We start from the raw sequence: 13,732 nt of genomic DNA on the forward strand, positions 1-13,732 counted from the left end.
ACGCGTCCATTCATGTGCATTTGATATTATTTTCGACTATTCTGAATTAAGTTTTCAACTTTTGTTTGCATGAATCGTTTTGGTGAGTAACATCCGCAACAATTTCCGGGCAAAGGCGGGCCTTTGCGGCGGCATTTTCTCATTCTCGAAGAACAGCTTTGATGCAGAAAACAGAGACGGCCGCCGTTCAGTCGATTGGTGTTGATTGCGTTCGCGAGATCGCTGATCTCAACACGCAATTCGATATATTCCGGTTTCTGAAGCGGCTGACGGAGGCCTGGGAATTCAGGGCTTTCATGGTGCTCGACCTGTCCTCGGAAGTGGCGAGCGAACTGTCGCAATATACTGTTATCACCAGCTGGCCGGCCGAGCTTTTGCAGCGCTACGATGAAGAGGGCATGCTGCAGACCAGCCGGGTGATGGCCCAGTTGAAAAAATCGACCGTCCCCTTTTCCGTCTCGATGGATTTTCTGGTCAGAGGCGACGGAGAAATCGCCAAGAAAACCGTGATCAACCTTTTCGAACGTTTCGAGATGATCAATTCGGTGTGGTTTCCCGTTCATGACATCACCATGCGACGCGGCGCGGTCTCGTTTTCCGGCAACAAGACGGCTCTGCCCGCCAGCCGGCTTGCCGAGCTTTTCTACATTTCCAGCCATGTCTTTGCCCGGCTATCTGAAATACGACGCCTCGATTTGAGGGTTCCCGAAACATTGAGCGAGCGGGAGATCGACTGTCTGAACTGGACCGCCGCCGGCAAGACCAGCGCTGAAATTGCTGAAATCATGATGCTGTCGGAACACACCATCAATCATTACCTGAACCGCGCAACGAAAAAACTCGACACGGTCAACCGCACCCAGGCTGTCGCCAAAGCGCTGCGGGTCGGCCTGATAAAATAGCGAAACCGTAATTTTATCATTGTGATAAAGCGCTTCCTGGGCGATCCTCCTTTCGAATCACCGGAAAGGAGAAATCGTTTGCCGGAGCGGCATAGGGTAAAAGCAGGATTTTCTCCGACTATCGACTGCGCCGTGCTGATAGCCGCTGCCGAAAAAGGCTTTGCTGCCGATGAGGGCATAGAACTCGAACTTTTCCGAAAACAGTCCGCGCGCGCCGTGCTTGCGGCGCTTGGCGAGGATGGCGTTCATGTCGCGCATCTGCCCGCTCCGGTTCCTGTTGGTTCCGCTGTTGGCCTGGATGATCTGCCGGGCGGTATTGTCGGCGTCTTCACACTTTCCCTTGGCGGATCGGCAACGACCGTTTCGCACGGATTTTATGACGAACTTTACCGCGAAGGCCTGAAGCTGCCGGATCCGGCGGCTTTTGGGCGGGCCATGGCCCGCGTCTGCGCCGCGCGCCGCGCAGCAGGTGAAAACCCGCCGGTCTTTGCGGTTGAGGATATTGTCTCCACGCCATTTTATGCCCTGCGTTATCTACTCGGAAGCTGCGGCGTGCTGCTCGGCCGGGACATGGAAATCGTCGAAGCCCTGCCGAAGGCGATGCCGTCTCTGCTGGAAAGCGGCAAGGTCGATGCGCTCTGTACCGCCGAACCGGCGGGCAGCGCCGTGGTGCTGGGCGGCGCCGGCCGTATCGTCACCACGGGCGCGCTGATCTGGCACAATGCGCCGGAAAAGATACTGGCCGTGAAGACGCGCTGGGCAGAGGAAAACGCCGCCCTTCTGGAAGGGCTGCTGCGGGCGCTTTACCGCGCCGGCGAATGGTGCGCCAATGCCGCCAACATAGAGGAACTGGCCGGCATCCTCGCCGCGCCTCAATATCTGGATGAGAACGGCGAATTCCTGCTGCCGGCGCTGACGGGCTATATTTCCACCTCGCAGCGGGACATGCAGCGGTTTCAGGAGTTTTTCGTGACGAGCGCCAAGGCCGCCAATTTCCCATGGCAGAGCCAGGCCCTGTGGTTCTTCAGCCAGATGTTGCGCTGGGGCGAGGTTTCCGCCGATTACCGGCTCGATGCCGCCGTGGTGGAGGCCGCCCGCAACGCCTACCGGCCGGATATTTTCCGCAAGGCCATGAAGCCGCTTTTCGTGCCGGTGCCGGGTGCCAATCTGAAACTCGAAGGCACGTTGCGCGAGCCTGTTCATGTCGGCGCGTCGCGCACGGGTCTGGTGCTCGGCCCCGACTGTTTTTTCGACGGCCATGTTTTCGATCCGGAAACGCTGGCGATGGACGACGAAATCTGAAACGGCAGCGTTAAATCGTCGCGAATGCCTGACTGTCGCGCTTTGGCATTGGCGAAGCGCTCCGGCTTGTCTATGGATGGCACGCAATACCCGGTCGGACGATGTAGCGGAGCAGGAATATGGCAGAGGTCAGCAAGAGCCAGGTGGAAAAGGCGCTGGAAGCGGTGATCTATCCCGGCAGCGGTAAGAGCATCATCGCACTCGGCATGGTCTCGGAAATCTTCATCGCCGATGCGAAAGCCTATTTCTCGATCACCGTACCGGCCGACAAGGCTGCGGAGATGGAGCCGCTGCGGCTTGCCGCGGAACAGGCGGCCAAGGGCGTTGAGGGTATCGTCGGCGCGGTCGTCGCGCTGACGGCCGATCGCAAGCCCGGCCAGCAGCAACCGGCGCCGGCGCGCCCCGCCGCCGCACCCGGCCGGCCGGCCACACAGCCCGGTTCGTCAAAGGTGGGCGTACCGGGCGTGCGGGCCATCATCGCCGTGGCCTCGGGCAAGGGCGGGGTAGGCAAGTCGACGACCGCGGTCAATCTGGCGCTGGGTCTCCAGTCGCTCGGCCTGAAGGTCGGCATGCTCGATGCCGATATTTACGGCCCTTCGCTGCCGCGATTGCTGAAAATTTCCGGCCGTCCGAAGCAGCAGGAAGACCGCATCATCCTTCCCATGGAAAATTATGGACTGAAGGTCATGTCCATGGGTTTTCTGGTGGATGAGGAAGCAGCGATGATCTGGCGCGGGCCGATGGTGCAGTCCGCGCTGATGCAGATGCTGCGCGAAGTGGCCTGGGGCGAGTTGGATGTGCTGGTGCTGGACATGCCGCCCGGCACCGGCGATGCGCAGCTTACCATCGCCCAGCAGGTGCCGCTCGCCGGCGCCGTCATTGTCTCCACACCGCAGGATCTGGCGCTGATCGACGCGCGCAAGGGCATCACCATGTTTCGCAAGGTGGAGGTGCCGCTGCTCGGCGTCATCGAGAATATGAGCTATTTCATCGCGCCCGATACCGGCGCTCGTTATGATATTTTCGGCCATGGCGGTGCGAAGGCGGAAGCGGAAAGGATCGGCGTGCCCTTCCTCGGCGAAGTGCCGCTCACCATCTCCATCCGCGAAATGTCGGATGCCGGAACGCCTGTTGTCGCCGCCGAGCCCGGTGGCCCGCAGGCCGCGATCTACCGCGATATCGCGCAAAAAGTCTGGGCGCGCATTGGTGCGAGCGAGCAAAAAGCCGCGCCGAGGATCGTTTTCGAATAATGCGCCAGTCGCGGACGCAAAGTGGGCAGGCATCTGCCCGCTTTGAATAATCCTTTTAAAACAGAAGATTAACCGAAAGTATCTGGTAGCATTTCCGGATTTGAACTCCAGAGATGCTTCGCCTGCAATGCTGTCGCGAAAAAATATTGCTTGATTGCATCTCGCTTTGGGCGCATACGCCTGCGCCGTTTGGCTCTTGGTCCATCGGGCTGGCGAGATTGTGAAATCCCGCCTGGTCCGGCGCTCCCTGAAGTGTCGTCCAAAGGTTTGCCGACGGCAAACAGGATATGTTAAGCAGCATTGCGGCAAGCCCGCGATGTGGAGCGGAGAAGCGGATTGATAAAAGCCTATCGCGCCAATTGCGAGGCGATCAGCCTGTCGGCAGTCGACGGCTCCGGACCGATTCCCGACGACATCGTCTGGATCGATCTCGTCAATCCAGACAGGGCGGAAGAGCAGCATGTGGAAAAGCTGCTGGGCGTGGAACTGCCGACGCGCGAAGACCTGAAGGATATCGAGCCTTCCAGTCGTCTCTATATGGAAGACGCCAATGTCTTCATGACCGCGTCTCTGGTGTGGAAGGCGGATTCCGATGATCCGCGCCTCACCGATGTCGCCTTCGTTCTGGTTGGCAAGCGTCTGGTGACAATCCGTTATGCCGAGCCGAAATCATTCCACCTTTTCATTGCCGCCATTACCCGCGCGCCGCACGAAATGCGCAGCGGCACGGCGCTGCTTTTGAAACTGCTCGAAACAATCGTCGACCGCACGGCGGAAATTCTCGAAAACTCGGTCACTGGCATCGATAATCTCGCCGCCGACATTCTCGGCAGCCAGGCTCGTTCCAAACGCAAGGCGCCGCGCTATCTCGAAGACCGCCTGACCAATATCGCCGCCTATCACCGGCTGATCTCGAAGGTCCGCGTCAGCCTCGCATCGCTGGCGCGGCTACAGACCTTCCTCTCCACCAGCGATCAGGCTCGCGAGGACAAGGGAGCGAGGGAACAGGGCAAGTCGATCGGGCGCGATATTCAATCGCTGAACGAACATGCCTCCTTCGTTTCCGGCAATCTGACCTTCCTGCTTGACGCCTCGCTCGGCATCATCAACATCGAGCAGAACGGCATCATCAAGATATTCTCGATCGCCTCGGTGGTGTTTTTGCCGCCCACGCTGGTGGCCTCGGTTTACGGAATGAACTTTCAACTCATGCCGGAGTTGAACTGGACGTTCGGTTATCCCCTGGCGCTTGTTATCATGCTGATGTCCGCAATCATCCCGTTTCTCTTTTTTCGTTGGAAGGGCTGGCTCTGAGGAGCCAGGATCATCATGTCCCAGATCGTTGACAAGGACGTTGCCGAGAAACCGGATGCCGATGACGAGCACAAGAACAAGGGGCTTTACGCCGCGATCCTTGGTTCGATCGGCGTCGTCTATGGCGATATCGGCACCAGCCCGCTCTATGCCTTTCGCGAAGCCCTGCGGCCCATCGCCTATGACGGGGTGACTCAGGAAGAAGTCATCGGCCTGACATCGCTGATGATCTGGTCTTTGACGATCATCGTCACCTTCAAATACATCACGCTGCTGCTGCGCGCCGACAATGACGGCGAAGGCGGCACGCTTTCGCTGCTGGCGCTGCTGATGAAGACGGCGGGCACCCATCGCGGCGTGCTCATCGTGCTCGGCCTCATCGGTGCTGCCCTGTTTCTCGGCGATGCGATGATCACCCCGGCACTATCGGTGCTTTCGGCGGTGGAAGGCCTGAAACTCGTCACGCCGGAAATGGACGAGTTCATCATTCCGATTTCCGTCGGCATTCTCATTGGCCTCTTCGCCATTCAGTCTCACGGCACGGGCACGGTGGCGAAGTTCTTCGGGCCGATCACCGCTGTCTGGTTCATCGTCATGGGGCTTGCGGGCCTCATCCATATTGCCGACGATTTCAGCATTCTCTTTGCCTTCAACCCGTGGCATGCGGTCGAGTTTCTGGCGAATGAAGGTTTTTACGGCATCGTCGTGCTGGGCGCGGTCTTCCTGACGATAACAGGGGCGGAAGCGCTTTACGCCGATCTCGGCCATTTCGGTCGCCGTCCCATCCAGTGGGCGTGGTTCTGTCTGGTTTTCCCGGCATTGACGCTGAACTATCTCGGTCAGGGCGCGCTGGTGCTGAAAGACCCGGCGGCGATGTCCAATCCGTTCTATCTGATGTTCCCGCAATGGGCGATCCTGCCGGCCGTCATTCTGGCGACTGCCGCCACCATCATCGCCAGCCAGGCGGTCATAACAGGTGCGTTTTCGCTCGTGCGTCAGGCGATCCATCTCGGCTACCTGCCGCGCATGGAAATCCTCTTCACCTCGGAAACCAATACGGGGCAGATCTACCTGCCCGCCGTCAACACCATCCTGCTGTTCGGCGTCGTCGCGCTGGTGCTCACCTTCAAGAGTTCGGATGCGCTGGCCACCGCCTACGGTATTTCCGTGACGGGCGCGATGGTCGTCACCAGCCTGATGTTCTTCGAATTCGTGCGCAAGCGCTGGCAATGGTCGGTCTGGCTGGCAATCGCCGTGCTGGCCCCGCTTCTGGCGCTGGAACTGATCTTCCTTGGCGCGAATCTGCTCAAGATTCACGATGGCGGCTACGTGCCGGTGCTCTTGGCAATTGCCTTCACCGTCATCATGACCACCTGGCAGCGCGGCTCGAAAATCCTCTTCGCCAAGACCCGCCGCGGTGATGTGCCGTTGAAGGCTTTCGTCGCTTCGGTGGAAAAGGAAAGCGCCCATGCGCCGGTGCGCGTGCCCGGCACCGCGATTTTCTTGACCGGCGATCCGGAGGCCGCGCCGGCGGCATTGCTGCACAATCTCAAGCATAACCATGTCCTGCACGACAAGAACGTCATCCTGACGATCCGCACCGAAGACCAGCCGCGCGTTCATCCCGAGGATCGTTATACGCTGACGAAACTGAGTGATCGTTTTGCCGTGGTCGAACTGCATTTCGGCTTCATGGAAACGCAGAACGTCACCCAGGCGCTCGGCTATCTGCGCCGTACCGGCTACAAGTTCGACATCATGTCCACCTCGTTTTATCTCGGCCGCCGCAAGCTGGTGCCGGATCCGAAATCGGGCATGCCGGGCTGGCAGAACCGCCTCTTCATCGCACTTGCCGAAACGGCCGCCGATCCCTCGGACTACTTCCGCTTGCCCGCCAACCGCGTGGTGGAACTCGGCTCGCACGTCGTCGTCTGACGACGGGAGCATGCCTCTCGGCAATCTGAGAGGCTCCTTCCTTCCGTCATGCCGGCTCAAGACCGGAATGACGGCGGTGGGGATGCCGTGCATGAAGCTGTGTCCGATACTATGGAATCTAAAGCAGCGCGACGCGCATTAGAATATGTTCACACATTAACGTGAAGCCGCGTCCGTGCCCGGCGTTAACCAAGCATCAAGGTTAATAAGAGATTCTCGAACACCTGTAGCAAATATGGTTGTCGGTGTTCGGAGTGCTGGTTTTGCGTTCGAAAAGAGTAATGCGTCGTCGGTCCCCCGTGTCCCTTCAGGGGTGGGTGTCAAAATGGACCTCGCCCGTCGTCTTCGGCCTTGCCGCCTGGCTCGTTTTTCCATCCCTCGCTGCGCGTGCCGATCTGGCCTCGCTTCTGGCCGGGCTGGACAAGGGCGGGGAGCAATGGCGCATGGTGCTGACGGCATCTCCGGCAGGCTCCGTTCATAATGCCTCGCTGACTTTCGATGATGCCGCAGGGGAGGCCGCATTGCATGGCGGCGGCATGACCCTGCCCAATGGCAGCAAGGTCGCCTTTGTCACAAACAAGAAGGGCGAGGCAACGACGCCGGACAGCGAGCGCGTCAACCGCGCCGCCAAGAAGGGCCGCATCGTCGCAACCGAAATCATGCAGCCGCCCAAGGCCTTCACCGCCGGTTCCGTCCTGCAGCGCACCAGCATGCTGGATATCGAGCCGCTGAAGCGCAAGGACCGCACTGCTTTCGTCAAGCCGAAGCGCGGCAAGGACGTGGAACTCGCCTCCTTCTATTTCCGTCGTGAGGAAAAGAAGGCGGACAAAAGCGTCTCGCCGATGCTGGCCGAACTCATCACCAACAGGACGCCGGATATTCTCGCCACGGCTTACGCGCCGGCCGAGCCGGATTTCGCCCGCGAGTCGCCCTTCGACGCCATTCTCAAAAAGCCCGAGGCCGGTCGTTTCGTGCCGCAGATCAGCCAGGACGATCACGCCTGGGCAGCCACCCCGCTGCCGGCCGCCGTGTTTTCCGCAGCCGAACAGCAATGCCTGGCTTCAGGCATCTATTTCGAGGCGCGCGGAGAATCGGTGAAGGGACAGGCGGCCGTGGCACAGGTCATCCTCAACCGCGTGCGCAACCCCGCTTATCCGAAAACCATCTGCGGCGTCGTTTATCAGAACAAGGACTGGCGCAACCGCTGCCAGTTTTCTTTCGCCTGCGACAATATCAAGGACCGGGTGAACTCCGAACGCCACTGGAAGATGGCGCGTGAAGTGGCCATGGCCACCACCGCCGGCAAAATCTGGTTGAACGAAGTGGGCTCCGCTACCCATTATCACGCCGTTTATGTGCGTCCCGCCTGGGGCAAGTCCATGAAGAAGGTCGGCAGGATCGGCCTGCACGTCTTTTACCGTACCTATGGTGGCGGCTGGAGCTGATACCACCGCCGATTTGTCGCATTTTGCGTGTCAAAAATGCCGATTCCCTGGGGAAACATCGCCGCTAAACCGCGATTTGATGTCAAGCTGTTGTTTTTGCATGATTAATTTGTGCCAAAACAACCGCTCGCAGTGCCTTGACTAGAGAAGCCCCTAAAACTATGTTGCGCGCGACTTCAGAGCGGGCTGGAACAGGCTTAATCCGTCACCGTTTACAACTCCAAAGGGTTCTGGCATGGCTGGAACGGAGAAAATGGGTGGGATTTTAAGATGACTGGCAACCGTGACGATAGTCTGGACGAGCGCCGCAAGCGCCTTGCCGAAGAGCTGGCAAAGGTGAAGGCGGAGGATGAGGCGGAAGTGAGGGCGGAGACCAACGCTGCGGAAAACCGGAAAGGTTTTGCGATGGCGGTTAAGCTCTCATCGGAGTTCATTTCGGCCATCGTGGTCGGCGCTATGCTGGGTTATCTTCTGGACTATTTTGTCGGCACGACGCCGTGGGGGATGATCGTTCTTCTTCTTCTCGGTTTCTGCGCAGGCGTATTGAATGTGTTGCGCTCGACTGGCGCGGTGGCCAAGCCGCCGCTGCTGGAAAAGGCGGACAGACAGGACGAGGGTGGAAAAGACGGCGTTTAAGCTGTTTTTTCTTGCAGTTGAGATGCCGCGACAGGCGGCGACAGGTAAAGAGGGCAGCCGGTGGCAAACGATCCGACCCATCAGTTCTTGGTGCAGCCGATCATTCCGATCGAAATTGGCGGCGTCGATTTTTCCTTCACCAATGCGTCGCTTTTCATGGTCGCGACCGTGGCTGCCGCTTCCGGTTTCCTTTATTTCGCAACGTCGAACCGCGGTCTGATCCCGACCCGCATGCAGTCCGTTGCTGAAATGTCCTACGAGTTCATCGCCTCCATGCTGCGCGAGGGCGCCGGCAAGAAGGGCATGGTGTTCTTCCCATTCGTGTTCTCGCTGTTCATGTTCGTACTGACGGCAAACCTGCTTGGCATGTTCCCGTATTTCTTCACGGTCACCAGCCAGATCATCGTCACCTTCGCGCTTGCCTGCCTCGTCATCGGCACGGTCATCGTTTACGGTTTCTACAAGCACGGCCTGCACTTCTTCGGCATTTTCGCCCCCTCGGGCGTGCCGAAGGCGCTTTTGCCGCTTGTCGCGTCAATTGAAATGATTTCGTTCCTGTCGCGCCCGATCAGCCTTTCCGTTCGTCTTTTCGCGAACATGCTGGCCGGCCACATCACGCTCAAGGTTTTCGCAGGCTTCGTCGCCTCCATGGGTGCGCTCGGCGCGCTCGGCATCGGTGGCGCAGTTCTGCCTCTCATCATGACGGTCGCCATGACCGCTCTCGAATTTCTCGTTGCCTTCCTGCAGGCTTATGTCTTCGCGGTACTGACTTGCATGTACCTGAACGACGCCGTGCATGGTGGTCACTGAGAAGTAAAGTCGCTGGCCCCGGCAACGGGCGTCAAAAACAGCCGCAACAACCAATATCTCAAGGAGTCTCACATGGAAGCGGAAGCAGCAAAGTACATCGGCGCAGGTCTCGCATGCCTCGGCATGGCTGGTACGTCCCTCGCACTCGGCCGTATCTTCGGTGATTACCTGTCCGGCGCACTGCGCAACCCCTCTGCTGCCGACAGCCAGTTCGGCCGTCTGGTATTCGGCTTTGCCGTTACGGAAGCTCTGGGCATCTTCTCGCTGCTCGTTGCTCTCCTTCTCCTGTTCGCTGTTTAATATCAGCGTCAGGTCTGGATCACGGCCCGCAACATAGCGTGCCGTGATCCTTCGCATTTGCAGTCCCCCTGGAGGTGAGCATGTTCGTGACCGAGGCTTATGCCCAGTCAGCACCGACCGTAGGTGAAACGCATACGGAAACTCCGGCCGTCGGCCAGCCGCAACCGGAAGCCACGCACACGGAAACCGGTGTGGCGCACGGCGCTGAACACGGTGCTTCCGGCGTATTCCCGCCGTTCGACCAGTCTACTTATGCATCGCAGGTTCTCTGGCTGGCGATTACGTTCGGCCTTTTCTACCTGCTCATGCAGAAGGTCATCGTTCCGCGCGTCGGCGGCATTCTCGAAAACCGTCATGGACGCATCGCACAGGATCTCGATGAAGCGGCACGCCTGAAAAGCGAAGCCGACGCTGCCGTCGAAACCTATGAAAAAGAACTCGCGGCAGCCCGCGCCAAGGCAAGCTCTATCGGCGCCGCGGCACGTGACTCCGCTAAAGCGAAGGCCGATGCCGACCGCGCCGCCATCGAGGCCGGACTTGCTGAAAAGCTTGCCGCCGCCGAAAAGCGCATCGCTGGTATCAAGGAACAGGCTTTCGCCGATGTCGGCGCCATTGCTGAGGAAACCGCGACCGCGATCGTTGACCAGCTGGTCGGCACTAAGGTCAAGGATACCGACGTCAAGGCCGCCATTGCAGCCGCTTCGACTGTGAAGGGAGCCTGATATGGCGTTTGATGCATCATTTTTCGCTCTCGTCGGTCTTGTTCTCTTTTTCGTCCTGATCGCCTATCTCAAGGTTCCGGGCATGCTCTCCAAGTCTCTGGACGAGCGCGCGCAGAACATTCAGGACGAGCTGGCCGAAGCCAAGCGCCTGCGCGAAGAGGCCCAGCACCTGCTGGCCGAATATCAGCGCAAGCGCAAGGAAGCCGAAGCTGAAGCCGCCGGCATCGTTGCTGCCGCCGAGCGTGAAGCCGCAGCGCTCACCGAAGAAGCCAAGCAGAAGACGGAAGAATTCGTCGCCCGCCGCACGGCCCTTTCGGAACAGAAGATCAAGCAGGCCGAAGAAGACGCCATCGGCGCCGTCCGCGCCGCCGCAGTCGATATTGCCATTGCCGCTTCCGAGAAGCTGCTGGCCGAAAAGACCACGGCTGCCACTAAGGCCAAGCTTTTCACCGCCACGATTGGCGAAGTGAAGTCTAAGCTGAACTGAGATTTATCTCGGACTGATAAGAACCCCTCCGGCGAGAGCTGCGAGGGGTTTTTTGTTGTCAAATCCGGTTGGAGTTATAGCGCCAAAGGTGGGTGATCGACCCGCTTTGGCCAAAGTCTTCTTAATGGCGGATATCGGATTGCTCTTCCGCTTTGCACCAACAGCGGACATGCTGTGCATTTTCTGACGCAACCAACTTATCGTCGGGAAGGCTTATTCGATAGCGAGGCACAGAAGCGCCATTTGCTGGTGTGGTCCGATAGGACGCCCGGTCACCTGCTTGACATATTCCAATTCCGGTGCGAATTTTTACCTATGGGGTAGCGATCGCCCCATGAGGCCACGGCCGAAGAATCGCGTCCTTTGAACCCGAAAAAACGGAGGGACGCGCGATGCCGTCATTTCTTGAAATCACACCCGAAAAGCTCAATCGCATTATCGGCACGCCCAACGCGCCGACGATTATCGACGTCCGCACTGACGAGGACTTTGCTGCTGATCCCCGCCTCATACCGGGAGCGATTCGGCGCGATTACCGCCAAGTGATGGACTGGGCCGAAGGGCTTACCGGGCCATTGGTCGTCCTCTGTCAGAAAGGCCAGAAGCTCGGTCACGGTGTTGCCGCTCACCTTCGTGCGGTTGGCAGTGCCGCCGAGGTTCTCGAAGGCGGCTTCGAAGCCTGGCGTGCGTCGAAAGCGGCCCTGGTCCCCGACGATAGGCTGCCGCCCCGCGACAGCCGTGGCCGGACGGTCTGGGTAACCCGCTCGCGTCCGAAAATCGACCGCATCGCCTGCCCGTGGCTGATCCGGCGCTTCGTCGATCCTTCGGCGGTCTTCCTGTTTGTAGCGGCGGCGGAAGTATCAGCGGTCGCCGATCGCTTCAACGCCACGCCCTTCGACATTGAAGAGGTTTACTGGAGCCACCGTGGCGAGCTTTGCACCTTCGACGTCATGGTCGAGGAATTCGGCCTTGCGACGGAACCCATGCTCCGCCTCGCGACAATCGTCCGGGGAGCAGATACGTCCAGACCCGACCTCGCCCCCGAAGTGCCGGGACTGCTTGCCGCCTCACTCGGCTTATCCCGGATGTTCAACGACGACCTCGAACAACTCGCGGCCGGCATGACGCTCTACGATGCGTTTTACAGATGGTGCCGTGATGCAACCGAGGAGACCCACAACTGGCCCAACCCGAGGAAGGTATGAGAGACCATGACCGACCTTGCAAAGACCAGTGTCCGCCTGGATGCGGGCGAAGACGACATCGTTCCGCTTTCCGAAGCCGTGAAGGTATGGGCGCGCGTGGCAGCGCTCAGCTTCGGCGGCCCAGCAGGCCAGATAGCAGTGATGCACCGCATCGTCGTTGACGAGAAGCGCTGGGTGGGTGAACACCGTTTCCTGCATGCCCTCAACTACTGCATGCTGCTGCCGGGGCCGGAGGCTCACCAGCTTGCCATCTATATCGGCTGGCTGCTGAACAAGACCAGGGGCGGCATGATCGCCGGCCTGCTGTTCGTCTTGCCGGGATTTCTATCCATTCTGGCGCTCAGTTACATCTACGTTATCTTCGGCGACGTCACCGCGATCGAGGGCATGTTCTTCGGGCTGAAATGCGCGGTCCTCGCCGTTGTCGTTCAGGCGGTCTTTCGGATCGGCAGCAGGGCGCTAAAAAACAATGTGATGGTCGCCATGGCGGCCGTCGCCTTCGTCGTGATCTTCTTCCTTCACGTGCCCTTTCCACTGATCATCCTCGCGGCCGCAATCATCGGCTGCTTCGGGGGGCGGGCAGGGCTTCCCGCTTTCAAGGCAAACGGCGGACACAAGTCGGGATCGGGCAAGATACTCGAAGACAGGGATTCCATCCTCGGCGAGGACATTCCCCTTCACGCCAGGCCCAACCTTGCCTGGTCGCTCAAAACCTCTGGCACTCTTGCAGCGCTCTGGCTCATTCCCGTCGCGACGCTGATCCTGGTGCTCGGTTGGGACAATGTGTTCTCGAAGATGGGTCTGTTCTTTAGCCAGATGGCCGTCGTCACCTTCGGCGGCGCCTATGCCGTGCTCGCCTACGTCGCTCAGGCTGCGGTGGAAAACTATGGATGGCTTCGTCCGGGAGAAATGCTTGATGGTCTCGGTATGGCCGAGACGACGCCCGGTCCTCTCATTATGGTAACGCAGTTCGTCGGCTTTCTCGCGGGCTATCGCGATCCGGGGGCGTTGTCGCCGCTGGCGGCGGCAACTCTCGGAGCGCTCCTGACGACCTGGGTAACCTTCCTGCCGAGTTTCCTTTGGATATTCGCTGGCGCGCCCTTCATCGAGAAGATGCGCGGTAACGCGGCGCTTGGCGGGGCGATGTCGGCCATCACTGCGGCCGTCGTCGGGGTGATCCTCAACCTGGCGGTCTGGTTTGGACTTCACGTGCTGTTTGAGGAAGTCCGACCCGTGGCCCTCGGCCCGCTGGCATTGGATGTTCCAGTCTTCTCATCACTCCTGCTGCCGTCGCTCGCCCTGACATTGCTCGCGGCATTCGCCATTTTCCGGCTCAAGCTGTCCGTGATAGTCACGCTGGCCCTGTCTGCAGCGCTTGGGATTGCCTGGCGGTCGATAGTTTGAAACCCGGGGTCCGCTTTGGC

At 59.5% G+C, this 13,732-nt stretch carries 13 protein-coding genes; all 13 read left to right on the forward strand.

All coding sequences use genetic code 11. The features are described from left to right. The first annotated feature begins 161 nt into the window (after window positions 1-161). The 13 genes from V6S97_RS11730 to chrA all read left to right on the forward strand — a co-directional run bounded on the left by V6S97_RS11730 (window position 162) and on the right by chrA (window position 13,712). Window positions 162-902, forward strand: a complete 741-nt coding sequence (locus tag V6S97_RS11730; RefSeq protein WP_099085615.1) for a helix-turn-helix transcriptional regulator — start codon at window positions 162-164, stop codon at window positions 900-902. 78 nt (window positions 903-980) lie between these two features. Continuing rightward, window positions 981-2,204, forward strand: a complete 1,224-nt coding sequence (locus tag V6S97_RS11735; protein WP_112293133.1) for a CmpA/NrtA family ABC transporter substrate-binding protein — start codon at window positions 981-983, stop codon at window positions 2,202-2,204. A gap of 119 nt (window positions 2,205-2,323) precedes the next feature. Next, a complete protein-coding gene (locus V6S97_RS11740; RefSeq protein WP_113082698.1) occupies window positions 2,324-3,454 on the forward strand; it encodes an Mrp/NBP35 family ATP-binding protein in 1,131 nt (376 codons plus the stop codon). Between the two features lie 336 nt (window positions 3,455-3,790). Then, a complete protein-coding gene (locus V6S97_RS11745) occupies window positions 3,791-4,768 on the forward strand; it encodes a magnesium transporter CorA family protein (protein WP_080865900.1) in 978 nt (325 codons plus the stop codon). A 15-nt stretch (window positions 4,769-4,783) separates the two neighbouring features. Next, window positions 4,784-6,703: a potassium transporter Kup gene (locus V6S97_RS11750; protein ID WP_003503124.1), complete on the forward strand. Its 1,920-nt coding sequence runs from the start codon at window positions 4,784-4,786 to the stop codon at window positions 6,701-6,703. Window positions 6,704-6,984: 281 nt separating this feature from the next. Beyond that, window positions 6,985-8,148 (forward strand): cell wall hydrolase, encoded by a 1,164-nt coding sequence (locus V6S97_RS11755; protein ID WP_060726062.1) that lies wholly within the window; start codon window positions 6,985-6,987, stop codon window positions 8,146-8,148. A gap of 270 nt (window positions 8,149-8,418) precedes the next feature. Beyond that, window positions 8,419-8,784: an AtpZ/AtpI family protein gene (locus V6S97_RS11760; RefSeq protein WP_003503122.1), complete on the forward strand. Its 366-nt coding sequence runs from the start codon at window positions 8,419-8,421 to the stop codon at window positions 8,782-8,784. Window positions 8,785-8,844: 60 nt separating this feature from the next. Further along, window positions 8,845-9,594 (forward strand): F0F1 ATP synthase subunit A, encoded by a 750-nt coding sequence (locus tag V6S97_RS11765; RefSeq protein WP_003503121.1) that lies wholly within the window; start codon window positions 8,845-8,847, stop codon window positions 9,592-9,594. A gap of 72 nt (window positions 9,595-9,666) precedes the next feature. Next, on the forward strand, window positions 9,667-9,894 hold the full coding sequence (locus V6S97_RS11770; protein WP_003494147.1) for a F0F1 ATP synthase subunit C: 228 nt from the start codon (window positions 9,667-9,669) through the stop codon (window positions 9,892-9,894). Window positions 9,895-9,974: 80 nt separating this feature from the next. Next, window positions 9,975-10,616 (forward strand): F0F1 ATP synthase subunit B, encoded by a 642-nt coding sequence (locus tag V6S97_RS11775; RefSeq protein WP_003503119.1) that lies wholly within the window; start codon window positions 9,975-9,977, stop codon window positions 10,614-10,616. Between the two features lies 1 nt (window position 10,617). Further along, window positions 10,618-11,103, forward strand: coding sequence for a F0F1 ATP synthase subunit B (locus V6S97_RS11780; RefSeq protein WP_020010562.1), 486 nt, complete (start codon window positions 10,618-10,620; stop codon window positions 11,101-11,103). A 392-nt stretch (window positions 11,104-11,495) separates the two neighbouring features. After that, window positions 11,496-12,308, forward strand: a complete 813-nt coding sequence (locus V6S97_RS11785) for a chromate resistance protein ChrB domain-containing protein (RefSeq protein WP_020010563.1) — start codon at window positions 11,496-11,498, stop codon at window positions 12,306-12,308. A gap of 6 nt (window positions 12,309-12,314) precedes the next feature. Beyond that, window positions 12,315-13,712 carry a chromate efflux transporter gene (gene chrA, locus V6S97_RS11790; protein ID WP_128286730.1) on the forward strand — a complete coding sequence of 466 codons (1,398 nt, stop codon included), beginning with the start codon at window positions 12,315-12,317 and terminating at the stop codon, window positions 13,710-13,712. The last annotated feature ends 20 nt before the right edge of the window (window positions 13,713-13,732 follow it).

This window comes from Agrobacterium sp. CCNWLW155 (genome assembly GCF_036888815.1).
GTDB classification, from domain to species: domain Bacteria; phylum Pseudomonadota; class Alphaproteobacteria; order Rhizobiales; family Rhizobiaceae; genus Agrobacterium; species Agrobacterium radiobacter.

Bases quoted from the DNA above. Each gene is read 5' to 3' on its own strand.
- V6S97_RS11730 (WP_099085615.1), top strand. From the start codon at position 162: ATGCAGAAAACAGAGACGGCCGCCGTTCAGTCGATTGGTGTTGATTGC.
- chrA (WP_128286730.1), top strand. From the start codon at position 12,315: ATGACCGACCTTGCAAAGACCAGTGTCCGCCTGGATGCGGGCGAAGAC.
- V6S97_RS11760 (WP_003503122.1), top strand. From the start codon at position 8,419: ATGACTGGCAACCGTGACGATAGTCTGGACGAGCGCCGCAAGCGCCTT.
- V6S97_RS11750 (WP_003503124.1), top strand. From the start codon at position 4,784: ATGTCCCAGATCGTTGACAAGGACGTTGCCGAGAAACCGGATGCCGAT.
- V6S97_RS11780 (WP_020010562.1), top strand. From the start codon at position 10,618: ATGGCGTTTGATGCATCATTTTTCGCTCTCGTCGGTCTTGTTCTCTTT.
- V6S97_RS11770 (WP_003494147.1), top strand. From the start codon at position 9,667: ATGGAAGCGGAAGCAGCAAAGTACATCGGCGCAGGTCTCGCATGCCTC.
- V6S97_RS11775 (WP_003503119.1), top strand. From the start codon at position 9,975: ATGTTCGTGACCGAGGCTTATGCCCAGTCAGCACCGACCGTAGGTGAA.
- V6S97_RS11755 (WP_060726062.1), top strand. From the start codon at position 6,985: ATGCGTCGTCGGTCCCCCGTGTCCCTTCAGGGGTGGGTGTCAAAATGG.
- V6S97_RS11740 (WP_113082698.1), top strand. From the start codon at position 2,324: ATGGCAGAGGTCAGCAAGAGCCAGGTGGAAAAGGCGCTGGAAGCGGTG.
- V6S97_RS11785 (WP_020010563.1), top strand. From the start codon at position 11,496: ATGCCGTCATTTCTTGAAATCACACCCGAAAAGCTCAATCGCATTATC.